The 19,372-nt window shown below is 49.3% G+C and carries 17 protein-coding genes; 3 read left to right on the forward strand and 14 right to left on the reverse strand.

The window, feature by feature from the left end; all coding sequences use genetic code 11:
* Positions 1-33: 33 nt before the first annotated feature.
* Positions 34-642, forward strand: coding sequence for a hypothetical protein (locus BSZ32_RS12795; protein ID WP_105043777.1), 609 nt, complete (start codon positions 34-36; stop codon positions 640-642).
* Positions 643-950: 308 nt separating this feature from the next.
* Here the strand turns inward: BSZ32_RS12795 and BSZ32_RS12800 are convergent, their stop codons facing one another.
* The 7 genes from BSZ32_RS12800 to BSZ32_RS12835 form a co-directional block, all read right to left on the reverse strand.
* A complete protein-coding gene (locus BSZ32_RS12800) occupies positions 951-2,918 on the reverse strand; it encodes an alpha-galactosidase (RefSeq protein ID WP_105043778.1) in 1,968 nt (655 codons plus the stop codon).
* 395 nt (positions 2,919-3,313) lie between these two features.
* Entirely contained in the window at positions 3,314-4,513 is a 1,200-nt protein-coding gene (locus tag BSZ32_RS12805) for an InlB B-repeat-containing protein (protein WP_165788832.1), read from the reverse strand.
* Positions 4,482-6,443, reverse strand: a complete 1,962-nt coding sequence (locus BSZ32_RS12810; protein WP_105043780.1) for a Ser-Thr-rich GPI-anchored membrane family protein — start codon at positions 6,441-6,443, stop codon at positions 4,482-4,484. Before BSZ32_RS12810 ends, BSZ32_RS12805 begins: the two co-directional genes overlap by 32 nt.
* 438 nt (positions 6,444-6,881) lie before the next feature.
* Complete coding sequence (locus BSZ32_RS12820) at positions 6,882-7,349, reverse strand: hypothetical protein (RefSeq protein ID WP_105043782.1); 468 nt, start codon at positions 7,347-7,349, stop codon at positions 6,882-6,884.
* Positions 7,350-8,064: 715 nt separating this feature from the next.
* Positions 8,065-8,427: a DUF2314 domain-containing protein gene (locus BSZ32_RS12825; protein ID WP_165788833.1), complete on the reverse strand. Its 363-nt coding sequence runs from the start codon at positions 8,425-8,427 to the stop codon at positions 8,065-8,067.
* 6 nt (positions 8,428-8,433) lie between these two features.
* Complete coding sequence (hemE, locus tag BSZ32_RS12830; RefSeq protein ID WP_105043784.1) at positions 8,434-9,459, reverse strand: uroporphyrinogen decarboxylase; 1,026 nt, start codon at positions 9,457-9,459, stop codon at positions 8,434-8,436.
* A gap of 167 nt (positions 9,460-9,626) precedes the next feature.
* The gene (locus BSZ32_RS12835) at positions 9,627-12,230 is read right to left on the reverse strand and encodes a tetratricopeptide repeat protein (RefSeq protein ID WP_165788834.1); all 2,604 of its coding nucleotides are present in this window, start codon (positions 12,228-12,230) and stop codon (positions 9,627-9,629) included.
* Positions 12,231-12,346: 116 nt separating this feature from the next.
* On the opposite strand from BSZ32_RS12835, the gene tsaA reads away from it, so the two are divergent.
* Both tsaA and BSZ32_RS18455 read left to right on the forward strand, forming a co-directional pair.
* The gene (gene tsaA / locus BSZ32_RS12840; RefSeq protein ID WP_105044853.1) at positions 12,347-13,018 is read left to right on the forward strand and encodes a tRNA (N6-threonylcarbamoyladenosine(37)-N6)-methyltransferase TrmO; all 672 of its coding nucleotides are present in this window, start codon (positions 12,347-12,349) and stop codon (positions 13,016-13,018) included.
* An 84-nt stretch (positions 13,019-13,102) separates the two neighbouring features.
* The gene (locus tag BSZ32_RS18455; protein WP_129589745.1) at positions 13,103-13,288 is read left to right on the forward strand and encodes a hypothetical protein; all 186 of its coding nucleotides are present in this window, start codon (positions 13,103-13,105) and stop codon (positions 13,286-13,288) included.
* 112 nt (positions 13,289-13,400) lie between these two features.
* Here BSZ32_RS18455 and BSZ32_RS12845 read toward each other — a convergent pair whose 3' ends face one another.
* The 7 genes from BSZ32_RS12845 to BSZ32_RS12870 all read right to left on the reverse strand — a co-directional run bounded on the left by BSZ32_RS12845 (position 13,401) and on the right by BSZ32_RS12870 (position 19,349).
* Positions 13,401-13,946 (reverse strand): SCO family protein, encoded by a 546-nt coding sequence (locus BSZ32_RS12845; RefSeq protein WP_105043786.1) that lies wholly within the window; start codon positions 13,944-13,946, stop codon positions 13,401-13,403.
* Complete coding sequence (locus BSZ32_RS18925; RefSeq protein ID WP_165788541.1) at positions 13,903-14,064, reverse strand: hypothetical protein; 162 nt, start codon at positions 14,062-14,064, stop codon at positions 13,903-13,905. Before BSZ32_RS18925 ends, BSZ32_RS12845 begins: the two co-directional genes overlap by 44 nt.
* The gene (locus BSZ32_RS12850) at positions 14,061-14,867 is read right to left on the reverse strand and encodes a formylglycine-generating enzyme family protein (RefSeq protein ID WP_206018836.1); all 807 of its coding nucleotides are present in this window, start codon (positions 14,865-14,867) and stop codon (positions 14,061-14,063) included. The genes BSZ32_RS18925 and BSZ32_RS12850 overlap by 4 nt, the downstream gene beginning before the upstream one ends.
* Before the next feature lie 20 nt (positions 14,868-14,887).
* A complete protein-coding gene (gene nirK, locus BSZ32_RS12855) occupies positions 14,888-16,372 on the reverse strand; it encodes a copper-containing nitrite reductase (protein ID WP_105043787.1) in 1,485 nt (494 codons plus the stop codon).
* Positions 16,373-16,608: 236 nt separating this feature from the next.
* The gene (locus tag BSZ32_RS12860) at positions 16,609-17,022 is read right to left on the reverse strand and encodes an RrF2 family transcriptional regulator (protein WP_105043788.1); all 414 of its coding nucleotides are present in this window, start codon (positions 17,020-17,022) and stop codon (positions 16,609-16,611) included.
* Positions 17,023-17,053: 31 nt separating this feature from the next.
* Entirely contained in the window at positions 17,054-18,325 is a 1,272-nt protein-coding gene (dsrP, locus tag BSZ32_RS12865) for a sulfate reduction electron transfer complex DsrMKJOP subunit DsrP (RefSeq protein WP_105043789.1), read from the reverse strand.
* A 52-nt stretch (positions 18,326-18,377) separates the two neighbouring features.
* Positions 18,378-19,349, reverse strand: a complete 972-nt coding sequence (locus BSZ32_RS12870; RefSeq protein ID WP_105043790.1) for a 4Fe-4S dicluster domain-containing protein — start codon at positions 19,347-19,349, stop codon at positions 18,378-18,380.
* Between the last annotated feature and the right edge of the window lie 23 nt (positions 19,350-19,372).

The raw sequence follows: 19,372 nt of genomic DNA on the forward strand, positions 1-19,372 counted from the left end.
GAAGTTGGTAGCTGGGAGAACAATCAACCGTAAATGGAATCGAGACTATTTTGCTTGCTTGATTGGGGCTCGCCCCTCCCTGGTATAGTTTCACTTCACTTTCCAGATCTCCTGCCTGATCGATTCGGTAACTTGAGCTGGCAGAGAGGAGAAACGGCGGAGAGGTATAGGGCAAATGTCTATGAAATGATCGGGTCCGTCATAGGAGGTCTGACTTACACGGTTTCCTTCGACGTCCAGACGGATCTTGGCGGTGAAAACGTCGCTGTAGCTGACTGGTATGATGTTAGACTATATGCAGGTGGTTCGCAGGTCGCGAGCAAACTAGGGAGCGTTACCCATGACGCTTTATTCCACAACATTTCCTTCACTTATGAAGGTGCGGGCTTAGCCGGCGGCAAGGACTTGCAAGTTGAATTCAGAGACGTATGGGCGGCAGGTAACAGCAGAACTGCTGGGGTAATCGACAATGTTAAAGTGAGCAGTGGTGCCCTCGCTGTTCCTGATTCCACCACCAACGATGTTGCCCTTGAACCCATCACGAACGATGCTGTTACTGTGCCCACCATCAACGATGTTATTCCTGAGCCCACCTCCAACGCCCTTATCGGCTTGGGTGGACTGACCCTGATCCTCCGCTGATCAAGTAATCGGCCTCGGGGGATAAATATCCTGCCAACCCCACTCCCAATCACCGGGGGGGATAGGGCATCCAACCCGTAGACCAATCAACCGTAATGAGACAGGCTTGGATTATTGGGGAGCAGCATAAGCTCAAGCGAGCGTAGAAGAGGTTTCCAGCCTCTTCTCTGACATAGCAAAGAGCTGATACCATTCCTCTCAGCTATTTTGGTTGAAGGTTAGAGTCTGGCGACTGGTAACTTACAAAAAAAGCCCCACATGGCGACCACATGAGGCTTCGGCAAATAATGGCTGTTTTGAGGACCAGTCTAGAATCGGACAAAAATGAAACTGCGCGGTTGGGCAAGGCTGATATGGAGTTTGCCGTCTTTGAATGAAACTTCGCCTTCGCCATGCAGCACTTCGATGTCGTTGATAGATTTGATCAGAGGGATGTCAAACGTTGCCTTCGCTTGCTCATTCACTTCGCGAAAGATCACGGCGTATCCAGATTTTCGGTCGGCTGCAATGGAGCACAAGCCAGTCCAGCTTTTTCCATCGGGGACTTGCCCAATCGGGATGATATCGCCTTGGTGGATGGCGCTGCGGTGTTTCTTCCAAACATCGATCAATGGCGTCACGTCGCTGGAAAATTTCTCAGGAAGCTCTGAGACCTCAAACCATGCGAGAGGGGAGGAAAACATGACCGAGGCAAACAGGTAGGAGGCTGGGTATGTCGAAGGAGCCAGCTCGGATCCTATGTATTTCTTAGATTTTGTGGCATTGCGAAAGTTGTTGAGGAACTCCATCCGCAGACGAACAGGGTCGATAAATTCACTGAGCTGCCAGAAGTTGCGCAGCGTTTTATGGGGCCAGTAGCTGCCCCAATCGGTGTAGCGATTTTCCACAAAGACGGTACCCACAGAGACGGCTCCGAGATAGCCCGGACGGATGCCAGCGGTGACATCTAGGTCAATGACTACCTTGCCTTTGGATTCTTCGATCACCTTATGCATAAGCAGCAGTACTCGCTTTTCAGCGATCTCCGTTGTCATGACAATCGAGTCGAGTTTGAAATAGGTGACACCATGATCACGGTAAAGTTCTAGGATGCGATTGGCGTCACGTTCCCAGTTACCAAAGTCATCATCGGAATCGGGAGCATACCACAGGCCGGTTTTGAGGCCGACTTCTCGAGCTGCCAGCATGATGGGTTTGAGCCCATTGGGGAGTCGTTCTTCGTGAGGCGACCAAAAGTTAGGATCGGCTTTCCAAAACCCTGACCAAACGCCAGATTTGGAGCGGGCGACGGCGGAGTTTTGGGTGGTGCCGCGCTGCCAACCGTCATCGATTTGCATCACATCCACCCCGAGCTTTTTGCCAGCGATGATTTCACGAATTAGAAATTCTTCGCCAATTTTGGCATCTCGGCTGCGATCGCCCCATGTGTTGCTTAAAAGTTGGCCATCCCTTCCTGGGACGTAGCGGCGCAGTGAACGTTGATACTTTTGGCTGGCAGCGATGCGGCCAGCGCGACCTCCGGAGTAGCAGATGACAGCGCATGGATATCCGCGTTTGCTGATAGAATTAAATCCCGGCCCGATCCATTGCAGGGCTTTGCCGTCCCACGAAAAATCATGACTTACCTTTTGGGTTCGAGCGTGCGGCAAGGGGGCCATCTTGATGAAAAGAATGCCTGAACGCGTAGTGTTATTCTCGATATATGCAATGTTGCCACTTGTTTGGAATGCTTCAGAGAGTGGATAGTTCTTGGTGAAAACCAGACCCTTGAGGTTCTTGTCGGTGTGGTCTTTGAGTGTCACATTGGTAAATGTGAGATTGCTGGGGTCAGCCAGAGCTAAATCGTCCACCTTTGATTCCGGCCCGCCTTTGGGTTTGGCAAGTTGTTCGACTTCTATGGTTGGGGTGTCTGGGAAAATACGGATTTGGTATTTTTGCCCATTGGCTGGGTGTTCGAGTTGGATGTGCAGCGACTCATCTTCGACGGCGTTGCTCTTGGTGGTTTGATGGGTAACCTTCCATCCCTTGATCGCTGTGGTCTTGTTTGAAGGCTTGATCCATTCGGTCTTGGTTCGAAGGTCGGTGAGGCTTTTAGGGGTCAATGTTGCTCCCAGTTGCCAACTGCGTCGAATTTGGGAGTTAGCGACTTCGATCTGCTCACCATCAAATTTCAGGGTGCAGTCTTTCCAGTGGTGAACCAGTGGGGCCGATTGCGCTTGGTAGGGGAGAAATAAAGCGGCTGTAAGTAGCGCGCAGATTCTGAATAAAGTGTGCATTCTATAAGGTGTTGGATCTTGGTGCGTTATTGCTAGGAATTTGCTTTTGGGCAGGGCGTTGTTGAGAGAGGAGAAAGGGGGGTGCGGGACACTAAGTAACCCAAGGCTGTAACTTTCCAAAAGACTTGTGATTTCTTAGTGGCTGGCTAGGACTTTGGCAAGGTGTAAGCTTCTGCGAATTGGAACCCTTGGCGTCCAGTTTCTGCTTCGCCGCAGGAAACTGGGTGATTTTTTTGAATGAGCGAATTCAAGGCAGGAGTGGTAGAAGGTTCATAAATGTAAGTTGGCTTGGCCTGCTCCCCTCGACACATCAACTCAAATCCACTCTTTCCTGTGCATAGTTTGGGAGTTGAATCTAGGGGGGGGTAGTAAGATCAATCCCCTTCACGCTTCCATCAAGGAGCCGCATTTCCGTGAATCCTACCAAAGACAGAAGAAGCTGCTACTGGAATGGTAGCCTGCACTTCATTGACATTACCGTTCGGGGTAATCACGAAGATCACTCTATCGACGGTGCCACTTGTTTCGGGAATCACAACGGAGTTATTGGTCCACAAATCGATCACTCCTAAATCCTTGCTGTATTGGATACTCATCACAGCGCTACCACGGTTGGCTGCGTTGAGGCAGTTGAAGGTCATGACCAAATTCCCACTGCTCTCCGAACCTTCTGGTAGTAGATTTAGGGCAGTTTCCGATGAGTTTCCCGCGCCTAATAACCAGGCTAGACCGTTTGAGATACCGTCGTTGTTTGTGTCTCCAGAGAATAGAAGTCCACCTTCAGTCCATGTTTCAAATGCGGTGAGTGACCACTGCGCATAAAGGGTTAGATTCGCCTCAGTCGTATAGCTGCTCCCGAGCGCATAAGCCGTACCGCTGCCATTCGCAGCTGAATTCCAGCCAGTGCACTTGTAGCCGGTGTTCGTCATAGTGCCCGCATCCGCTAAGGTCAGACTGATACCTGCACCTTTCACCTGGCTACTGGGAACGTTGCCACTGATTGATGCATTACTATTGTAGCTAAGGGTGTATGTTGTCGTAGACGTTTCATCCAGTGAGAGTTGATCGATGGCCATATCACTCGTCCAACTGTAACCAGTCATACCCGTGATTCTCAATTTTAGATATTTTCCCGCATAAGCACTCAAGTCAACTTGCGCCGAATTCCAGGCGTTTCCCTTATCGCCCGGCTCATTGAATAGTGTTGTCCAATTGGAATCATCAATGCTTCCTTCAACTTTCAAAGTTCCCATAGCTGTACCATACATGTGGTAATAGAATGAAAATTCGGGACTCACTGTTGCGCGTAGATCAAACCAATAGCATGATTCAGCTGTTTTATTGGAGTTGCTCGATGCTTCCGTGTAGAGGTAATAATTGCCATTTTTAGCAGTGGTAGGTCCTGTGCCACCGGTGCCGGAACCGGATGGTGTTTGCCCTGAGTATTTAGTCCAATTCAAAGTGTCAGATAGTTCCTGAGTCCAATTGTTAGTGGATCCCTCAAAGCTTTCGTTGTAGGGTAAGGCGGCGGTCACAGGTGTAGATATAATAGAGAAGTTTGTATCACTCTCGTCGATACGGGAAGGTATTTTCAATACTCTGGATACGAACTTTATAGTCACCGCCTAACATTTGAGCTGTGGGTGCGGTCCATAAGTAAGAACCGTCATTAGGCGTGCTCAAAGCAATGACCGCATTGACGGAGCCTCCCTCCAAAAGCTCAATTTTCACATTACCGCCCATGCTAGAGTTCCATGTGATTTGATTCTGAATATTGGGGATCCAATTTTCTCCACCATTGGGACTGGTGAGACTCACATCGTCAGCTGGAACAAAGTCGCCTACCACTTGGGCATCATCAATCGCAAGTCCGCCGCCTGGCCTCTGTGTGCCACTGCCAAGCATTGACCAGCGGACATAAACAGTGGGTTGCCCATCAGCCACGGAAGAAATATTGTAACTGTATTTCGTCCAACTGCGAGTGGACATGCCAGCTTGCGAGAGTAGTGGCGTCCAGTTGATGTTATCGTTGGATACCTCAAACACTGCAGTGTAATCTGGGTAGAGATAAGTATGTGCCCAGAATTCAAGGCTCACATTAGAATGATTCGAGCAATCAAGAGCGTATGTTGTCAAGGTGCTTGCCGTGAAACAGGTACTATCTAAATCAGTGTCATAAATGTTTGTGCCTGTATTTGTATTTGCCGCATCGTTGTCCCCGCTTGGTATGCCAAACTCGAAAAGACCCGTTGTTGAAAACCCTGGATCGGCATCCATATTTGCGATGAGAATATCATTCGATTCAAGTAATACGGAGAAATTTAAAGAGCTTTTATCTAATTTTGAGGGTTGATCGATACTGGTAATTTTTATTTTGTAGTCGGTTCCTTCTGCTTGATCCGATGGGATCACCCAATTGAATAAACCATCATTAGGAGTGTTTGCCGCGAGGCTGCTGTCAAGTGATCCACCTTTAAACAGTTCGATTTTCACATGGCCTCCCATTCCTGAAAGCCATGTGACAGGTTGTGATGTGCTTCTCATCCACTCCTCGCCACCATTGGGGGAAGTTAAAGCAATCTGGTCAGTTGGGACGATAGTTCCTGTGATGGAATATTGTCCCAAAGAGCCATAACTTGTGTAGCCTGTTGGTGAACTAGCTAGTGGTGAACCCGCTCCACTAGGTATAACAAATAGAAAGTAATTACCGGCTGCTACTGATTGCGATATAGATGCGTTCATACCCAAGGCGGGGTTGTCTAATGCAATCAGTGTCCCACTACTATCGCGTAGTTCTAGATTAATATCAAGATTGCCCCCGTTGGTGTGGCTGTTGGCTGCATCAGATTTAAAGGTATTCGCGTTAAAAACAACGGTGCCGGCACCTGTGGCGAATTCAAAAACATCGGGGTCGTCGGTGGTTTCGATTAGACCTGCTTGCGTGATCGAGCCATCCGTTTCGGAGAACCAAGGCGTGGCGGTTGCTATGTCGTCTCCATAATCATCTGCCAGATAAGGCACGCGTGCACTGATGATCGCTAGGTCATCATCAGTGCTTTCGTTGTAAGAATTGTAGTAATCACCTTTGCTCCACTGAGTAACATCACGATTGAACCCAGTACCCATGATTGGCCCCCACGATGTATCTCCAGTACCGTGCCCACCATAGTAGCCAATGGTATCGCTCGTTGTGGTGTCATGGCTAAGTCCCATATTGTGTCCCATTTCATGAGAGGCAGCTTCAGCTACACTATCTTCATCACCGCCACTTAAGTTGTCATACGTGACCCATGCTGGTTGCTTTGCCGTGGCATAGTTGCTATTTCCAAATACACCAACATAAGCGCGCCCGCCATTCTGTGTTGGAGTATCAACATTATTTTTGTCCTTAGCCTTAGTAGTAAGAAGCCAGCCTACTTTATTTTTGTCACCTGTATAGGTATCCGGGTCATAGGTCTTATCAGTTGTGACATTGACGTTAAAAGGCGCATAATCCTCCGCAATTCTTTCATATATTCTACGAATAGCAGTCTGATCAGCGTCTGAAAAATTATCATAGTCACTATCAAGAGAATAAGCATAACAGTCTCAGCCTCCTGCAGGTGCCCCCTCCCAATCAGTAGTATCAGGGACAATGCCACCATTAAAATCGAGGTAGATATGATTGGGTGCATCAGGCTTTGAATTGTAAATAGGAGGGGAACTGATCGAAACCGATGCAGCAGCAGTGACTGGAGCAGTGGGCTCGCTAGTTCCCTCGACAACCACCTCGCCGCTACTCGCTGATTTTGTTGATTTTGTTGATTTTGTTGATGGGGTGGAGGAGTGAGAATGATGAGCGCAGCCTTTGCCGTGGCCGTCGGTACCGAGACAGGTATAGAAAATGCCACCTTTTTTATCTGCTCTGAGGCTATCAATCGCATCAATACCGCTGAAAGTGAATGAATGAAGCCATTTGAGAGCTTAGGCTTTATGATTAGGAGTCAGGGCCAGGAGGTTTTCCTTGAGCTTACCGTCTGGCAGGTCATTGATCACAAATGGCGCATCTTTACCGAATGGGCGCAACGCCCTCGGATCGTTGATTGCTGGGCGTGCGGGAGCGGCTTTTGCTTGGTTTGCTTTGTCCGCGTGTAGCTTTTTAACTGCAGCAACGAGCTGGGTGTGATTGTGTGCATGATCCGCCTTCGTATTGGTTCCAACGATTTCTTTGGCCTGAACAGGTGCGGTTGACGCGTTCATAGTGCCCGATGTGTTTTCAGAGCCTGTGGTAGAAGTGGAATCCGCAACTTGCGAAACGGTATGCCTCCCGGAGCGTTGGTCGGGGACATCTGAATTAGACGAGGATTTGTCAGTTTTTAGTCCCAGCCATGTGCTGAGAACAATGACTGTAAGGGCAATGATCGGAAAGTGAGGTTTTCTGATAAAGTTCATATGGAGTAAGTAAATTTTTGGATCTGTAATTTACAGTTTATCCCGAAATTACAGTGGAAAGCCGAATTTAAGGGTATATTGGGTTTTGGTTGAGAATAGCCTGTGACTTCGAATTCACATCGTGGTTCCAGTCACCCTAGAAGGCTTATTTTGTAAAGCAATGGTGTAAAATGTGTTACGGGCTGAATATCAGGGCGATTTCCCTCAGATCTCTTCAATATGAATGGGAAAACGCACATCGGTACCGGCCACTGCTTGCTGAGAGTTTTCACGATGCAAAGCAACACACTGGCCTCGAAGAAGGGCAACGTAGGCCAAAAGAGCTAGCTCGCATCATTCGAGAGCACTGGTCAGTGGAAAATAAAAACCATTGTCGCAGAGACACTAGTCGATGGAGATAAGACAGTACCGCAACTCGCAACCCCAAAGCAGTAACCCTACTTCGAGGGGAGCACTTCCAATTGGAATCCAAGCATGAAGTGATGATGAAGAGCCATACAAAAGCGCTTGTGCAATAGTTGACCAGTTAAATGGTATTCTTGAAGCTAAATTAGAAGTTCAAGAGCAAAAAAATAAACAAAGATCAGAGGTTAGACCTATTGGAGAGAAGATGAAATCACCAGACTTTACAGCTAGACTTGCGACGTTCCTACCTTTGGCAGCTATCGCAATCTGTGACCTCACATTTGACTTGAGATGATGAGTTACGAGGTACCTACTCCCCGCGCCAGATGGCGATGATGTGCTCTGGGTGGAAGTTGATTTCCTGTCCAGGTGTGAGTAGCTTGGTGTATTGCGGTTGGTTGTCGAGGTAGCCGACGATGATACCATCGTCCGTGTTGGTGACGACGGCCCACATGTGCTCAAGTGAATGGGATTTACCCTCTACTTTAAACGGCTTGGCGTAGTGGAATACGAGTTTGACAATATCTCCCTCCTCGACAGCGAAGCGCTCGTCGTCGGCTGGAATGGGCTCTTCGAGAAAGCCTTGTTTTTGCCGGTTTTCGGCTTCGATCAGATCGAGTTCGTATCCGTCGTTCTCGAGAGTGGCGTAGGGGTATTTCTCTTCTTCACTCACGATCGTCTAGCGGTAGTTGGTGATGGTCTCTACGAGCGCAGCCACATTTTCTGGCTTAGCGGATGGGAGAATGCCATGGCCTAGGTTAAAGATGTGGCCATTGCGTCCTTTCATGGAGTCGAGCAGACGAGTGGCTTCGATCACTGTGCGTTCGGCGGTGCCGTCGAGGATAGTTGGGTCGAAGTTACCTTGGACCGCGATTCCTTGCGGGAGTGCTGAGTGGAATGTTGGGAGGTCGACAGTCCAGTCGACGCTGAGGCATTTTGCGCCAGCTCCAATGAGTGCGGTGAAGTGGTGCGCCATTCCTTTAGCGTAAATAATGATTGGGAAGTCAGTTGGGAGAGCTGAGATGACGCGGCGCATCCATTTGACTGACATTTCTTCGTAGTCGCTTGCTGAACACCACGCACCTGCTGAGTCAAACATTTGGAGTGCGTCAGCACCGTGAGCGATCTGCATGAGGAAGAGGTCGATGAGGGCTGTGGAGATCTTTTCCATCAGCTTCTCAAACAAGGCTCGGTCCTCGTAGAACATGTGCTTGAGACGTGAGCAATTTTTCAAGGAGCCTCCTTCAGTCATATAAGCAGCGAGGGTCCACGGTGAACCACCAAATCCAAGAAGTGCCTTGTCCATGCCGATTTCTTTGCGGATGGAGGTGAGGGCGTTGCCCATGTAGATGAGTTTTTCTGCTGTGCCAGTCTCATCGAGTGCATCGATTTGGGCCTCAGTTTCGAGCACGTAGTCCATACCTATGCCGCCGCCTTCGCGGAAGTGGTAAGGTTGGCCCATGGCTTCTGGAATCACTAGGATGTCTGAGAAGAGGATCGCGGCATCGAGGTCATAGCGGCGCAGTGGCTGCATGGTGACTTCGGTGGCCAGTTCAGGAGATTTGACCATCTCTGTGAATGAATAGGATTCCTTGAGCTTGCGGTACTCAGGAAGGTAGCGGCCAGCCTGACGCATGATCCATACGGGTGGGCGCTCGAGTTCTCCGCAGTTCGCGGCGGTGAGGAATCTATCTCTGCTGTTCATAGTGTTCTTAGTAAGGGAAATGGATAAAGGGGAAAGGATAAAGTGTGCTAAGTGTTCAGTTGGTTGTTTCAGCTACGTAGTAGGGAGAGATCTTAATATACCGCGCCAAGGTTTCATTAGCATGAGGCCCATTGACTTTTGACTCATGACCATTGACACCCGAGGGCCTATTCTTCCCAGATCATGTGCTGCATTTCTAGAGCTCGTGCACGTTTCAGGTAGGATTCTGACTCGGGCCCGCCGTAGGATGCTACTTTTTTTGCGATTGCTACTGCTGCCCTATATTTTTTGTTTTTTTCTAATAACGCGATGGCCTTGAAGCCGCATTGGTAGAACCACTTCCACTCCTGCTGGATTTCAGGAGCATTGGGGTCGATATTTTCTTTGTTGACGACTTGGTAATACGAGTCGAGTGCGAGCTTGTCTTTCTGCATGCTTTCAAGCGTCTGGCCCTTCATGTAATGGATTTGGTTGTTCCATGCTAGGGGAAGTTTTTTGTGGGTGAGTAACTGGTCGTAGATGGCGATGGCCTTGGTGTATTGACCGGGGTCTTCGGCACCTTGGGTGTGGAGGGCTGTGGCCAGAAGAATTCCAATCTCGCGTTGTTGGGCTGAGGTAGATGCTGTTTTGTAGACGGTGTTGAGAGAAATTTTAGCTTCCTCTGTACGGTTGATGTCGAGCAGTACGCGGGCTTGCTGAATTCGAGCTTCCAGCACCAGGGCTCCTTTGATTTTGAGGACGTTCTCAAAGAGGTCGACACTTTCTTTAAGAGCCTGCGGTGTGCCTTCTAATCTAGCCGCCATCCCAGCATAGTAGTGACAAAAGGAGGTGAGTGGGCTCTCTGGGTTTTCTAGGGCAATTTTTCCTAACAGCTGACGTGACTTGTTGTGCTCGCCATTTCGATAGAGGGCAAGACCCTTACGCATTTTGAACTCTGATGTACTCACATTACTGGGGAATTTTTTGAAGTAGGTATCGAGTGCTTCGATCGCGGCGGGCCAATCTTGTTGGAGTTCCGCTAGAAGGTAGCTGGTTCGGGTGTAGTCGGTGAATTGTGCTTCGCTGAGATTTGAGCTGTCAACACTATCGATGAGGGCTTTGCTGAGTAATGAATCGAGCGGTGGCTGAGTCGCACAGATGGAGGCTAACGCAATACGAGCATCTACAGCACGTGGATTTTTAGGATTCTTTAGTAGGAAACTGTTGAGGGCTTCACGCGCTTCTGGGTGCTTTTGGTGGGCTAGCCAGAGGGCGCGCTCGATACTGAGCTCGGTAGCGAGCTCTTTGTTAGTAATCTTCCTTTGCTGGGCGTCAAAGGCGGCGAGGTCAGCACTTCTTAGAGCTGAGAGTCCCAAGTTGATTTTAGCAGCCCTGGCTAGGTGTGTGTTGTTTGAGCGTGCGGCCAATTCAAATGCTTTGAGGGCGTCAGAGTAGTTGTCTTGCTCGACACTGAGTATGCCAGCTATGAAGCCGGCCTGGGACTGAGCCTCGGGGGCAAGAGTAATTTCATTTACTCGAGCTAGGTCTGCTAGACTTTGTAGTGTGTAGAGCGCGCCGAGACGCTTTTTGTGTTTAAGCTGGATCTTCGAACTTTCAAAAATCGATGCACCAAAGAGTGCGTGTTGTGGGTAAGTTATACGAAAGGCTGAGAGCTCGAACTGTGCTTTGGTTAGTGAGCCCGCTATGTCTAATTGTGCGGTGTGTATGGCATAGTAGTAATGCGCAATTGCTCGTAAATAGGGGTTCGTGGTATTGAGAGCCATTGCAGGGGGGAGTGGGCTCACAATGAAGTCTGAGCCGAAATTGATTCCGAAGTCTGGTGCTGATTCTTGCTCGCGTTCGGCCCATTTTCTGAGTTGGATGTAGAATGGGTCAGTTATAAGCATTGGCACGGTTGCCCAGGCGCTCAGGCGTTCAAAGGCTGGAAGTAAGATGGGGGAGTCTTGGTGTGTGCTGATGAAATCAATGAGGCCTAGCACAGCTTCTTGAGTTTGTCCTGCAGCGTGGCGTGCGTCAGCCAAGCCGATCAGCGCTATCTGATAGAGCCTAGGATGGAGTTTCTGTTCTCCATTGAAAAAGGTTGAGAACTTCTCGATAGCAGCTGGATAGTCTTTGCTGGTGAGAGCGAACTGCGCATCGAGTACTGTTTTTAAGATACCTGTCTTACTGCCGCTTGGAATGCTTTCGATCGTCACTTTAGCTTTCTTTAGATCGCCGCTTTCAAGATAGATCTCAGCGAGTGTTGTGGTGGCCTTGAGCTTAGTGACCTCATCTTTTGACTGAGTCGACTTGAGGTAGTTCACGATCGCTTCATCACGGAAGCCAAGATCTAGCTGGAGGGATGCGAGACTGAGCGTTGCTTCATTAGTATAGTCCGACTTAGGATCTAACTTTTTAAAGTGTTCAATGGCTTCGATGTACTTTCCTTGGGCCGCCAATGCTTGAGCTAACCAGAATTCTTTCTCGGGGTGGTCATTAAAAAACTTATGATTAAGTGTGTCGAGAGCCTTCTCAGGCTGATTTGCTCGGACCTGAGCCTCGCTAAGCCTGTAGAGGATTTCTCGGTTTTGTTCCGTGGTGAGTTTGGGAATCTTGTAGGCTTCTTCAAAGCGAGTGACTGCGAGGTCGGGCAGGTGGTCGCTCAGGGCTTGGACTCCTTGTTGGTAGGGAGTGATAGCTTCCATTCCTGTGATGGCTGCGGGTGCAGTGGGTGCAGCCGATGCCAATGGCGTCAGAATGAGAGTAGCTAGAAATAAGGCGGCAATACGCATGAGCATTCAAACTAGAGGTGGATTGGTGTGGGGTCAATGCTGGGAAGCTGGATAGCGAGAGTTTTCAGTTGCCAGTTAGAGTGAGATTACCAAGCATGGTACTCATGAGTTTGCAGATGGAACCAATTGGGGTCGTAGAGACGTGTTATGGCGAAAAGTTTGGTGTGCCACGACAGCCTGGCTTGGTTCCTCAGGCATGGGGCCGGGTCGTTTTCGATGAAGCGTACCGTGGTGAAGCTTTTTTGAGAGGGATTGAGGGATTCAGTCACTTGTGGCTAATCTTCCAGTTCCATCAAGCTCAGGCAAAAAAGGGGAGAGGAACGGTGCGTCCCCCACGATTGGGTGGGAATGAGCGCAAAGGGGTATTTGCCACGCGGGCTCCGTATAGACCTAACGGGATTGGTCTCTCTGTGGTTGAGTTAGTCAAGGTCGACTCAAGCCACCCCAAAGGGCCTGTGTTGCAAGTGCGTGGCGTGGATTTGGTAGATGGGACCCCTATTTTAGATGTGAAGCCGTACGTGCCGTTTTGTGACTCAGTGGAAGGAGCTAGAGGTGGCTTTGTAACGGGGACGCCCGAGCGGATGCCTGTCATTTGGGATTGCGAGTGTTTGGTTTCTCCAGAGCGCAGAGAGCTGATCGAGTCGACAATTTCGCTAGATCCTCGACCAGCCTACCAAGAGGATCCCGGCCGTGTCTATGGCTGTAGCATCGATTCTTGCGAGGTGCGTTGGTACGTGGATGGGGGAATAGCTAAGATTCTAGGCCTAGTAGTTGCTCCTGCGAAGTAGATTCTCAAATGCTTACTATTCACGAACTATTGGTTTGGTGAAATTTCACTTGCGAGGGGCGGCGCGAGGCTTAGTATGCGGCCAATGAAAGCAGTAAAATGGATAGCAGTAGGACTGGCAGCAGTAGTCAGCGTTTTGAGCATCTCGTGTGGTAGTCTTCCTAAGCCAGTAGATAAAGATTTGGGGCCGCAGAGTGAGCACAGTGCCATACCGTGGAACCGTCGTCTCCAGGGCGAAGGGCAAGGAGCACTTGGTGGCTTTAGCCAGTAGAGTATCACTTATTTTAAAAGCCGGGCTCCAAGTTGTTGGAGTCCGGCTTTTTTTATCCTCCGAGCTGGAGGACTGTTTCAGTGCTGTTATGGAAATGTGTTAGGTAATCTCTTTATTTAGAAGCTCGTGCAGCTTTAACAATAGCCGCAATAATGGGCTCTGGAGGTCCTGATAAGCCTTCTTGGCGATGGACGATTTCCCCTTTTTCGTTAAGGACTGTGATGAGGTTTGAGTGAGCAAAGTCTTTATCGTTAATCCGACGATAGTTGGTTCCAAGAACCACTGCGAGTTCTTGAATGGTGGGGGTATTGGAGCTGAAAAAATTCCAACGTGTGAAATCAACCTTATGACTGTTACCGAAAGTTTTTAAGCGCTCAGGCGTGTCTGTGGTGTCGACGGAGAAAAAATTGAAACCTACTTGTTTTCTTAATTTTTCTGGCAGCCCTTTTTCTACGGCCTTCATGTCGGCCATGAGCCTTGGGCAGGCATATTCGCACTTGCTATAGCCCATAGTGACTACTTGGATTTTGCCATTGAGCGAGGCTAGTTTAACTTGTGATCCAGCTTGGTTTTTCCAGCTCGAGTCGATTTGGTAAATGGACGAGTCCGATATCTCACCGGCAGCTAGCTTGGGGTGATTTGCGCAGCATGGAGCCACTTTTTTTTTCGATTTTTGGAGTTACGGGGGGAGCCACGTCTTTGCTAGATTTGTTAGGAGACTCGGCGTGAACGTCGAGGCAGCATGCAATGAGGGCAATGAAGGTAGATGATTTCATGGTTTTGAGTCAGTAAGAGGTGTCGGAGATGAGGCGCAGCGAAAGCCCAGGTTTATGGTGCTAAAATTCCCTTTAAGACTGGAGCGAAAGGCGTAACGCATGAATGCAGCGTAGTTTCTAACATCTGTAGAACTTACCGCTCCACCTGCGCAAAATAGATTGCGCTCAATGCCGCTGTCACCTCGAGACTCACCGGTGACCATGGAGTTGTTAAAGTCTTCGTTCCACTCCCAGATGAGGCCGTGGAGTGCTTGGACTCCGTAAAAGTTTTTGGGAAAGGTATTAGCTTGTGGTATGGGGGATTTGTTGGGGGCTGCGTACCAGCCTAGAATTGTTTGTGTGTATGAGTCATCAGCGGTGGCGTTTGCCCTAGTCTCGTCGGCTCGGGCGATGAATTCCCACTCGTCGACAGTGGGGAGGCGTTTACCTAAATGAGTGGCATAGGCACGGGCTGCAAACCAGGAAACATGGGTGACTGGTGATTCTAAATCGGCACCTGGATCGGTGTCGGTTAGCCAATCTTGTAGGTACGTTTTGTCTGCAAAAATTCGTGGAAGATTTGAGCGTTGCCACTTTGGGTTTGCTATGACAAATGCGCAAAATTGTCTTTTGGTGACTGGGAGTGTGTCGATCCTAAATGCGTCGACTTTGCGGGGAGTTTTATCTGTGGTGTAGAGCGGTATGTAGGAGCCTGCTGGAATCTCCACCATGGGGACAGCGGTGATAGATTCACTAGCACCCCATCCTAAGCTCAAGGTGAGCAAGGATAGTAGACTGACTAAAAGGATGCGAGTGAGTTTCATTTAGCTAATTTGTTAAGCCGTTAGTGTCCAGTATTGAGGGGCTTTACAGCTTTGGCTCGGACTTTCTTGACCATGTCAGGAGTGACTTCAGTGCCGTTGTTGTCCCACTGGCTGTAGACGTAGGTGAGAACATTTGAGACATCATCGTCTGATAGATCTAGCTTAGGCATGATACTGTTAAACTTTGCGCCATTGACTGTGACTTCTCCAGCGATGCCGTTGACGAGAGCGCTGATGGAATCATCGATGCTGCGATTGAGGTAGTCAGATTTTGCCAACGGCGGGAACGCAGCGGGAATTCCTTTTCCATTAGCCTGGTGGCATACGCTACAGACTTGGGTGTAGGTGATCTTGCCACGCTCAATACGTTCGCCCTTGTTTGCAGCTTTAGCTGGTTTTCTAGCAGTTTGGGGGATAATTTGTATAGCTCCGCCTTCTGGCTGGTAAATACGGTCATCAGTTTTACCTGAGTAAACGATTTTGTTCGTAGCTTCATCTCCACCACCGACCTTAAGCATTCCAATGGCACCTTTGTTGAATGCGCGGAAGATAGAGTGGTCGACAAGGATGAAGGTTCCAGATGTGTCTAATCTGAACTCACAGATAGCTGAGCCGCCTGCTGGGACGAGTGTGGTTTGGACGTTTTTGTTAGGCGTTCCCAGTCCACCTTCTGTGTAGACTTTATCAAAAATTTCACCAATCACGTGGAATGAAGAAACGAGGTTTGGCCCTCCATTTCCTACGAAGAGGCGAACTGTATCACCGACATCTGCGGTGATCGCATTGTCGCCGGTGAGCGCTCCGACAGATCCGTTGAATACAACGTAGTCGGCGTCTTCTTTGATGGCTTTTTCCATGCTGAATGGCTGGAGTCCAGCTTCACCGTATTTTCCTTTGGTGTAGAAGTCACCTTGCATCACGTAGAATTCTTTGTCGACCTTGGGTAGGCCTTCCTTGGGTTCTACGAGAATGAGCCCGTACATGCCATTTGCAATGTGCATGCCTACTGGGGCTGTCGCGCAGTGGTATACGAAGAGGCCTGGGTTTAGAGCCGTGAATGAAAACTCAGACTCATGCCCAGGTGTAGTGAAAGATGAGGCTGCTCCACCACCGGGACCAGTGACTGCGTGAAGGTCGATGTTGTGAGGCATTTTGCTAGACGGGTGGTTCGCTAGATGAAATTCGACTAGGTCACCTTGGCGGACACGAATGAACTTTCCTGGGACGCTGCCACCGAATGTCCAGAAGGTGTAATCCACGCCATCAGCCATGCGTTTGACTACCTCGGTGACTTCCAAATTCACAACCATTTTGGTGCGATGCTTTCGGGTGATTTGTGGTGGAACATTGGGAGCGTCGGTTAGGATGGCGACTTCTTCTCCTACTAAGGGCTCTTTTAGGATGCTGAGGTGATCGTCAGCTTCAGCTAGAACGAGGCTAGCGTCAATAAATGGGCTCAGAACGCAGGCCATGGCTATGAGAGTCTTTCTTGTGTGTTTTGTCATTTTTCTAGGGTGGTGTTTGTTTAGAAATGTTCACTCCATCTGTGGGATTCCTATACTACGATACAGGATGTCCTTTCGGATATAAAAAGATTACAGCATGATTAAGGAGACTGAAGAGTGTTTTATCCTTAATTTTATCAAGGGGTTATAATGATGGGGTAGTCTGCTGAATATTGAGCTTTCTTTGGCTCGCGGTAAAGCTTGGTGAGTGCACAATTGCTGCCCTCAAAATGGACTTAAGGATTGCTAGCGAAGTTATCGAGAGTGGTCGAGCGGAGGGCTTTGTCGGTAGTGTCGCGGAGTTTTTGTATCGTATCGTGAAACGGACACGGGTCTTTTACCCCGCACCATCCTGGTCCCATTGGGCAGAAATCGTCGTTATTTTTGTCCTGCCCAAACAGTTTGACGATTTGGTAGACGTTGATTTCGCTGGGGGCCTTGGATAGTCGGTAGCCGCCCTTTGGACCGCGAGTGCCTTCGATCAGTCCAGCTGTGGAAACTGTGGTGAGAACCTTGGCGACAAGTGTCTGAGGTAGATTGATAGCTTCACTGATTTTCTGAGAGCCTAGGGGGATGCCGTCTTCATAGTACTTGGCTAAATGACAGAGTGCGGCAAGTGCGCAGCGAGCTGTTTTTCCGTAGGATATCATAGATGAATAATGTTTCTGGCGGCAATCTGCTCTATTTTCTCTTCTTTGCAACCTCCATTGCTTCACCTGTGAAGATCGGGATGGCGACTTTAAGTAAGAGTGTGTAGACCATGAGGCCCGCTGCCCAGATTCCGGCGCTGATTTTCCATTCAAGCGCTGTAGGGATGTATTCTACCCATTCGTGTAGAGTAGAGGGGATGAAGCCGGGGATGATGAGACCCATTCCTTTTTCGATCCAGATGCCGACGAATACCAGCACGCATGCGATATCGAGTGTGCGCATGTGCTTGTGAATATTGGGACGAAGGAGGAGAATCGCAGCGACAATGACGAAGACGGTGGATGTCCAGATCCATGGTTGCAGGGCATTGAGCCCATTGTGTCCAAAGTAGAGGTAGTGGGCTGCTGAGGCGTGTGAACCACCAGTGTAGAATTCGCTGAATAGCTCAGAAATAAGCATCAGAATATTGATCCAAATGGTGACCCGCATGATGTTTGCGAGGGTTCTAATAGACCCTTCACCAATTTTCATGTTGGTCATACGACGGATGATCTGAAGGACGACAATGATGAATGCTGTTCCGGCACAGAAGGCGGTGGTGAGGAATCGTGGAGCCAGTAAGGCTGTGTTCCAAAACGGCCGCCCGCCGAGGCCTGAGTAGAGGAAGGCGGTGACTGTATGAATCGAGATGGCCCATGCGATGCTGAGGAATACGAAGGGGATGTAGAATTTAGGATTCGGGTTTTCCCCTAGGAATCGCTTGTAGAGCAAGTAGCCGCAGATGTGCAGGTTGATCAGTAGGTAGCCGTTGAGTACGAGTACGTCCCAGGTGAGCATGGAGACTGGCCAGTTAAATTTCCCCACCACGGGCAGCATATGCCAGAAGTGATCAGGTCGACCTAGGTCAGCAATGACGAACATGAGGCACATAACAATGGAGGCGATGGCGAGCAGTTCGCCAATAATCACCGTGTCGTGCATGTCTTTATCCTTATAAAGATAAGCAGGTATGACCATCATCACGCCTCCTGCGGCGAGACCAACAATGAAGGTGAAGTTGGCAATATAGAGCCCCCAGGATACGTGGTCGCTCATGCCCGTGCCGCTCATGCCGTCGCGCACCTGGATGGCCCAGGCGTTTGCGCCGACTAGGGTGATACCGCTGAGTAGAATCATCCAGGCATAGAATGACCAACTGCCTTGGGTGCAGAGATGGAGGGCTAGCCTAAGGAACTTCGGGTAGGTGGTGGCGTGGAACTTGGCGTCGTGCGTCGCGTCGTGGAGATCAGAGTCTTGTGACATTATTTACGAGATCTATGGATAAATTTTTGAAAGGTGGATGCGTGCTGGAGGCCTATTCGTCGAAGAAGTAGTAGAAGCTTGGCTTGGTGCCGAGTTCTTCCTTGAGGACAAACACGCGCTTATTTTCGAGCACTTTGCGGATTTCAGAATTGGGATCTAGGATGTTTCCGAAAACACGAGCGCCGGTTGGGCAGGCTTCGAGACAGGCTGGCATTTTTCCTTCACGTTTGCGGTGGAGGCAGAATGTGCATTTCTCCATCACTCCTTGTGGGCGGATTCGGTTACTGAGATAACTTTGATTTGGATTGATTTCAGCCGCTGGGATTTGTGGTTTCTCCCAGTTGAATCGACGAGCGTGGTAGGGACAGGCTGCTTCACAATAGCGGCAACCGATGCACCAGTTGTAATCGACCACTACAATGCCGTCTGGTTCTTTCCAAGTGGCTTCTACTGGGCAAACATCGACGCAGGGTGGGTTGTCGCATTGCTGGCACTGCACCGGCATGTAGAATTTGTCGTCTTGGGGAATAGGGTGATTGTAGTCAGCGTTTCCGTGTTCCATGTCCATTGAGCCTTTGCTCATTTCCAGGACTCGAATGTAAGAGTTGCCAGACGCTCTGTCGTGGTTGTTCTCGATATGGCAAGCTTCGGCACAACGTCTGCAACCGACACAGATACTCAAGTTGAGGGCGTAAGCAAATTTGACACCTTTTTGTGCCTGTGGGGCTGAGATTGTGACTTCTTTACCGTAGTCTTCTTTTGTCTCAGCTTCGATCCGCTTGATGACGGCTGCCAGTTCACTCTTGTCTAACTCCCTGTAGTGTTTCTGGAGAAATTCATCTACTGAAATGTCCTTTGTCCATTCGGTGATGGGGGCTAAAGCTTTGGCAAATGCTGCGATACCGAGGGTTGCGCCAGCGCCTTTGAGTAGGGTTCTGCGGTTGAACAAGTTTTCCTGTTCAATTCCTTCGTCGGAGTGGCATCCGCATCCACTTCCGCAGCTCTTGTTATTTTCTGAAGCCATGATGATTATTTATGTTTAAATTA

Origin of the sequence: Rubritalea profundi (genome assembly GCF_002954445.1) — a bacterium.
GTDB classification, from domain to species: domain Bacteria; phylum Verrucomicrobiota; class Verrucomicrobiia; order Verrucomicrobiales; family Akkermansiaceae; genus Rubritalea; species Rubritalea profundi.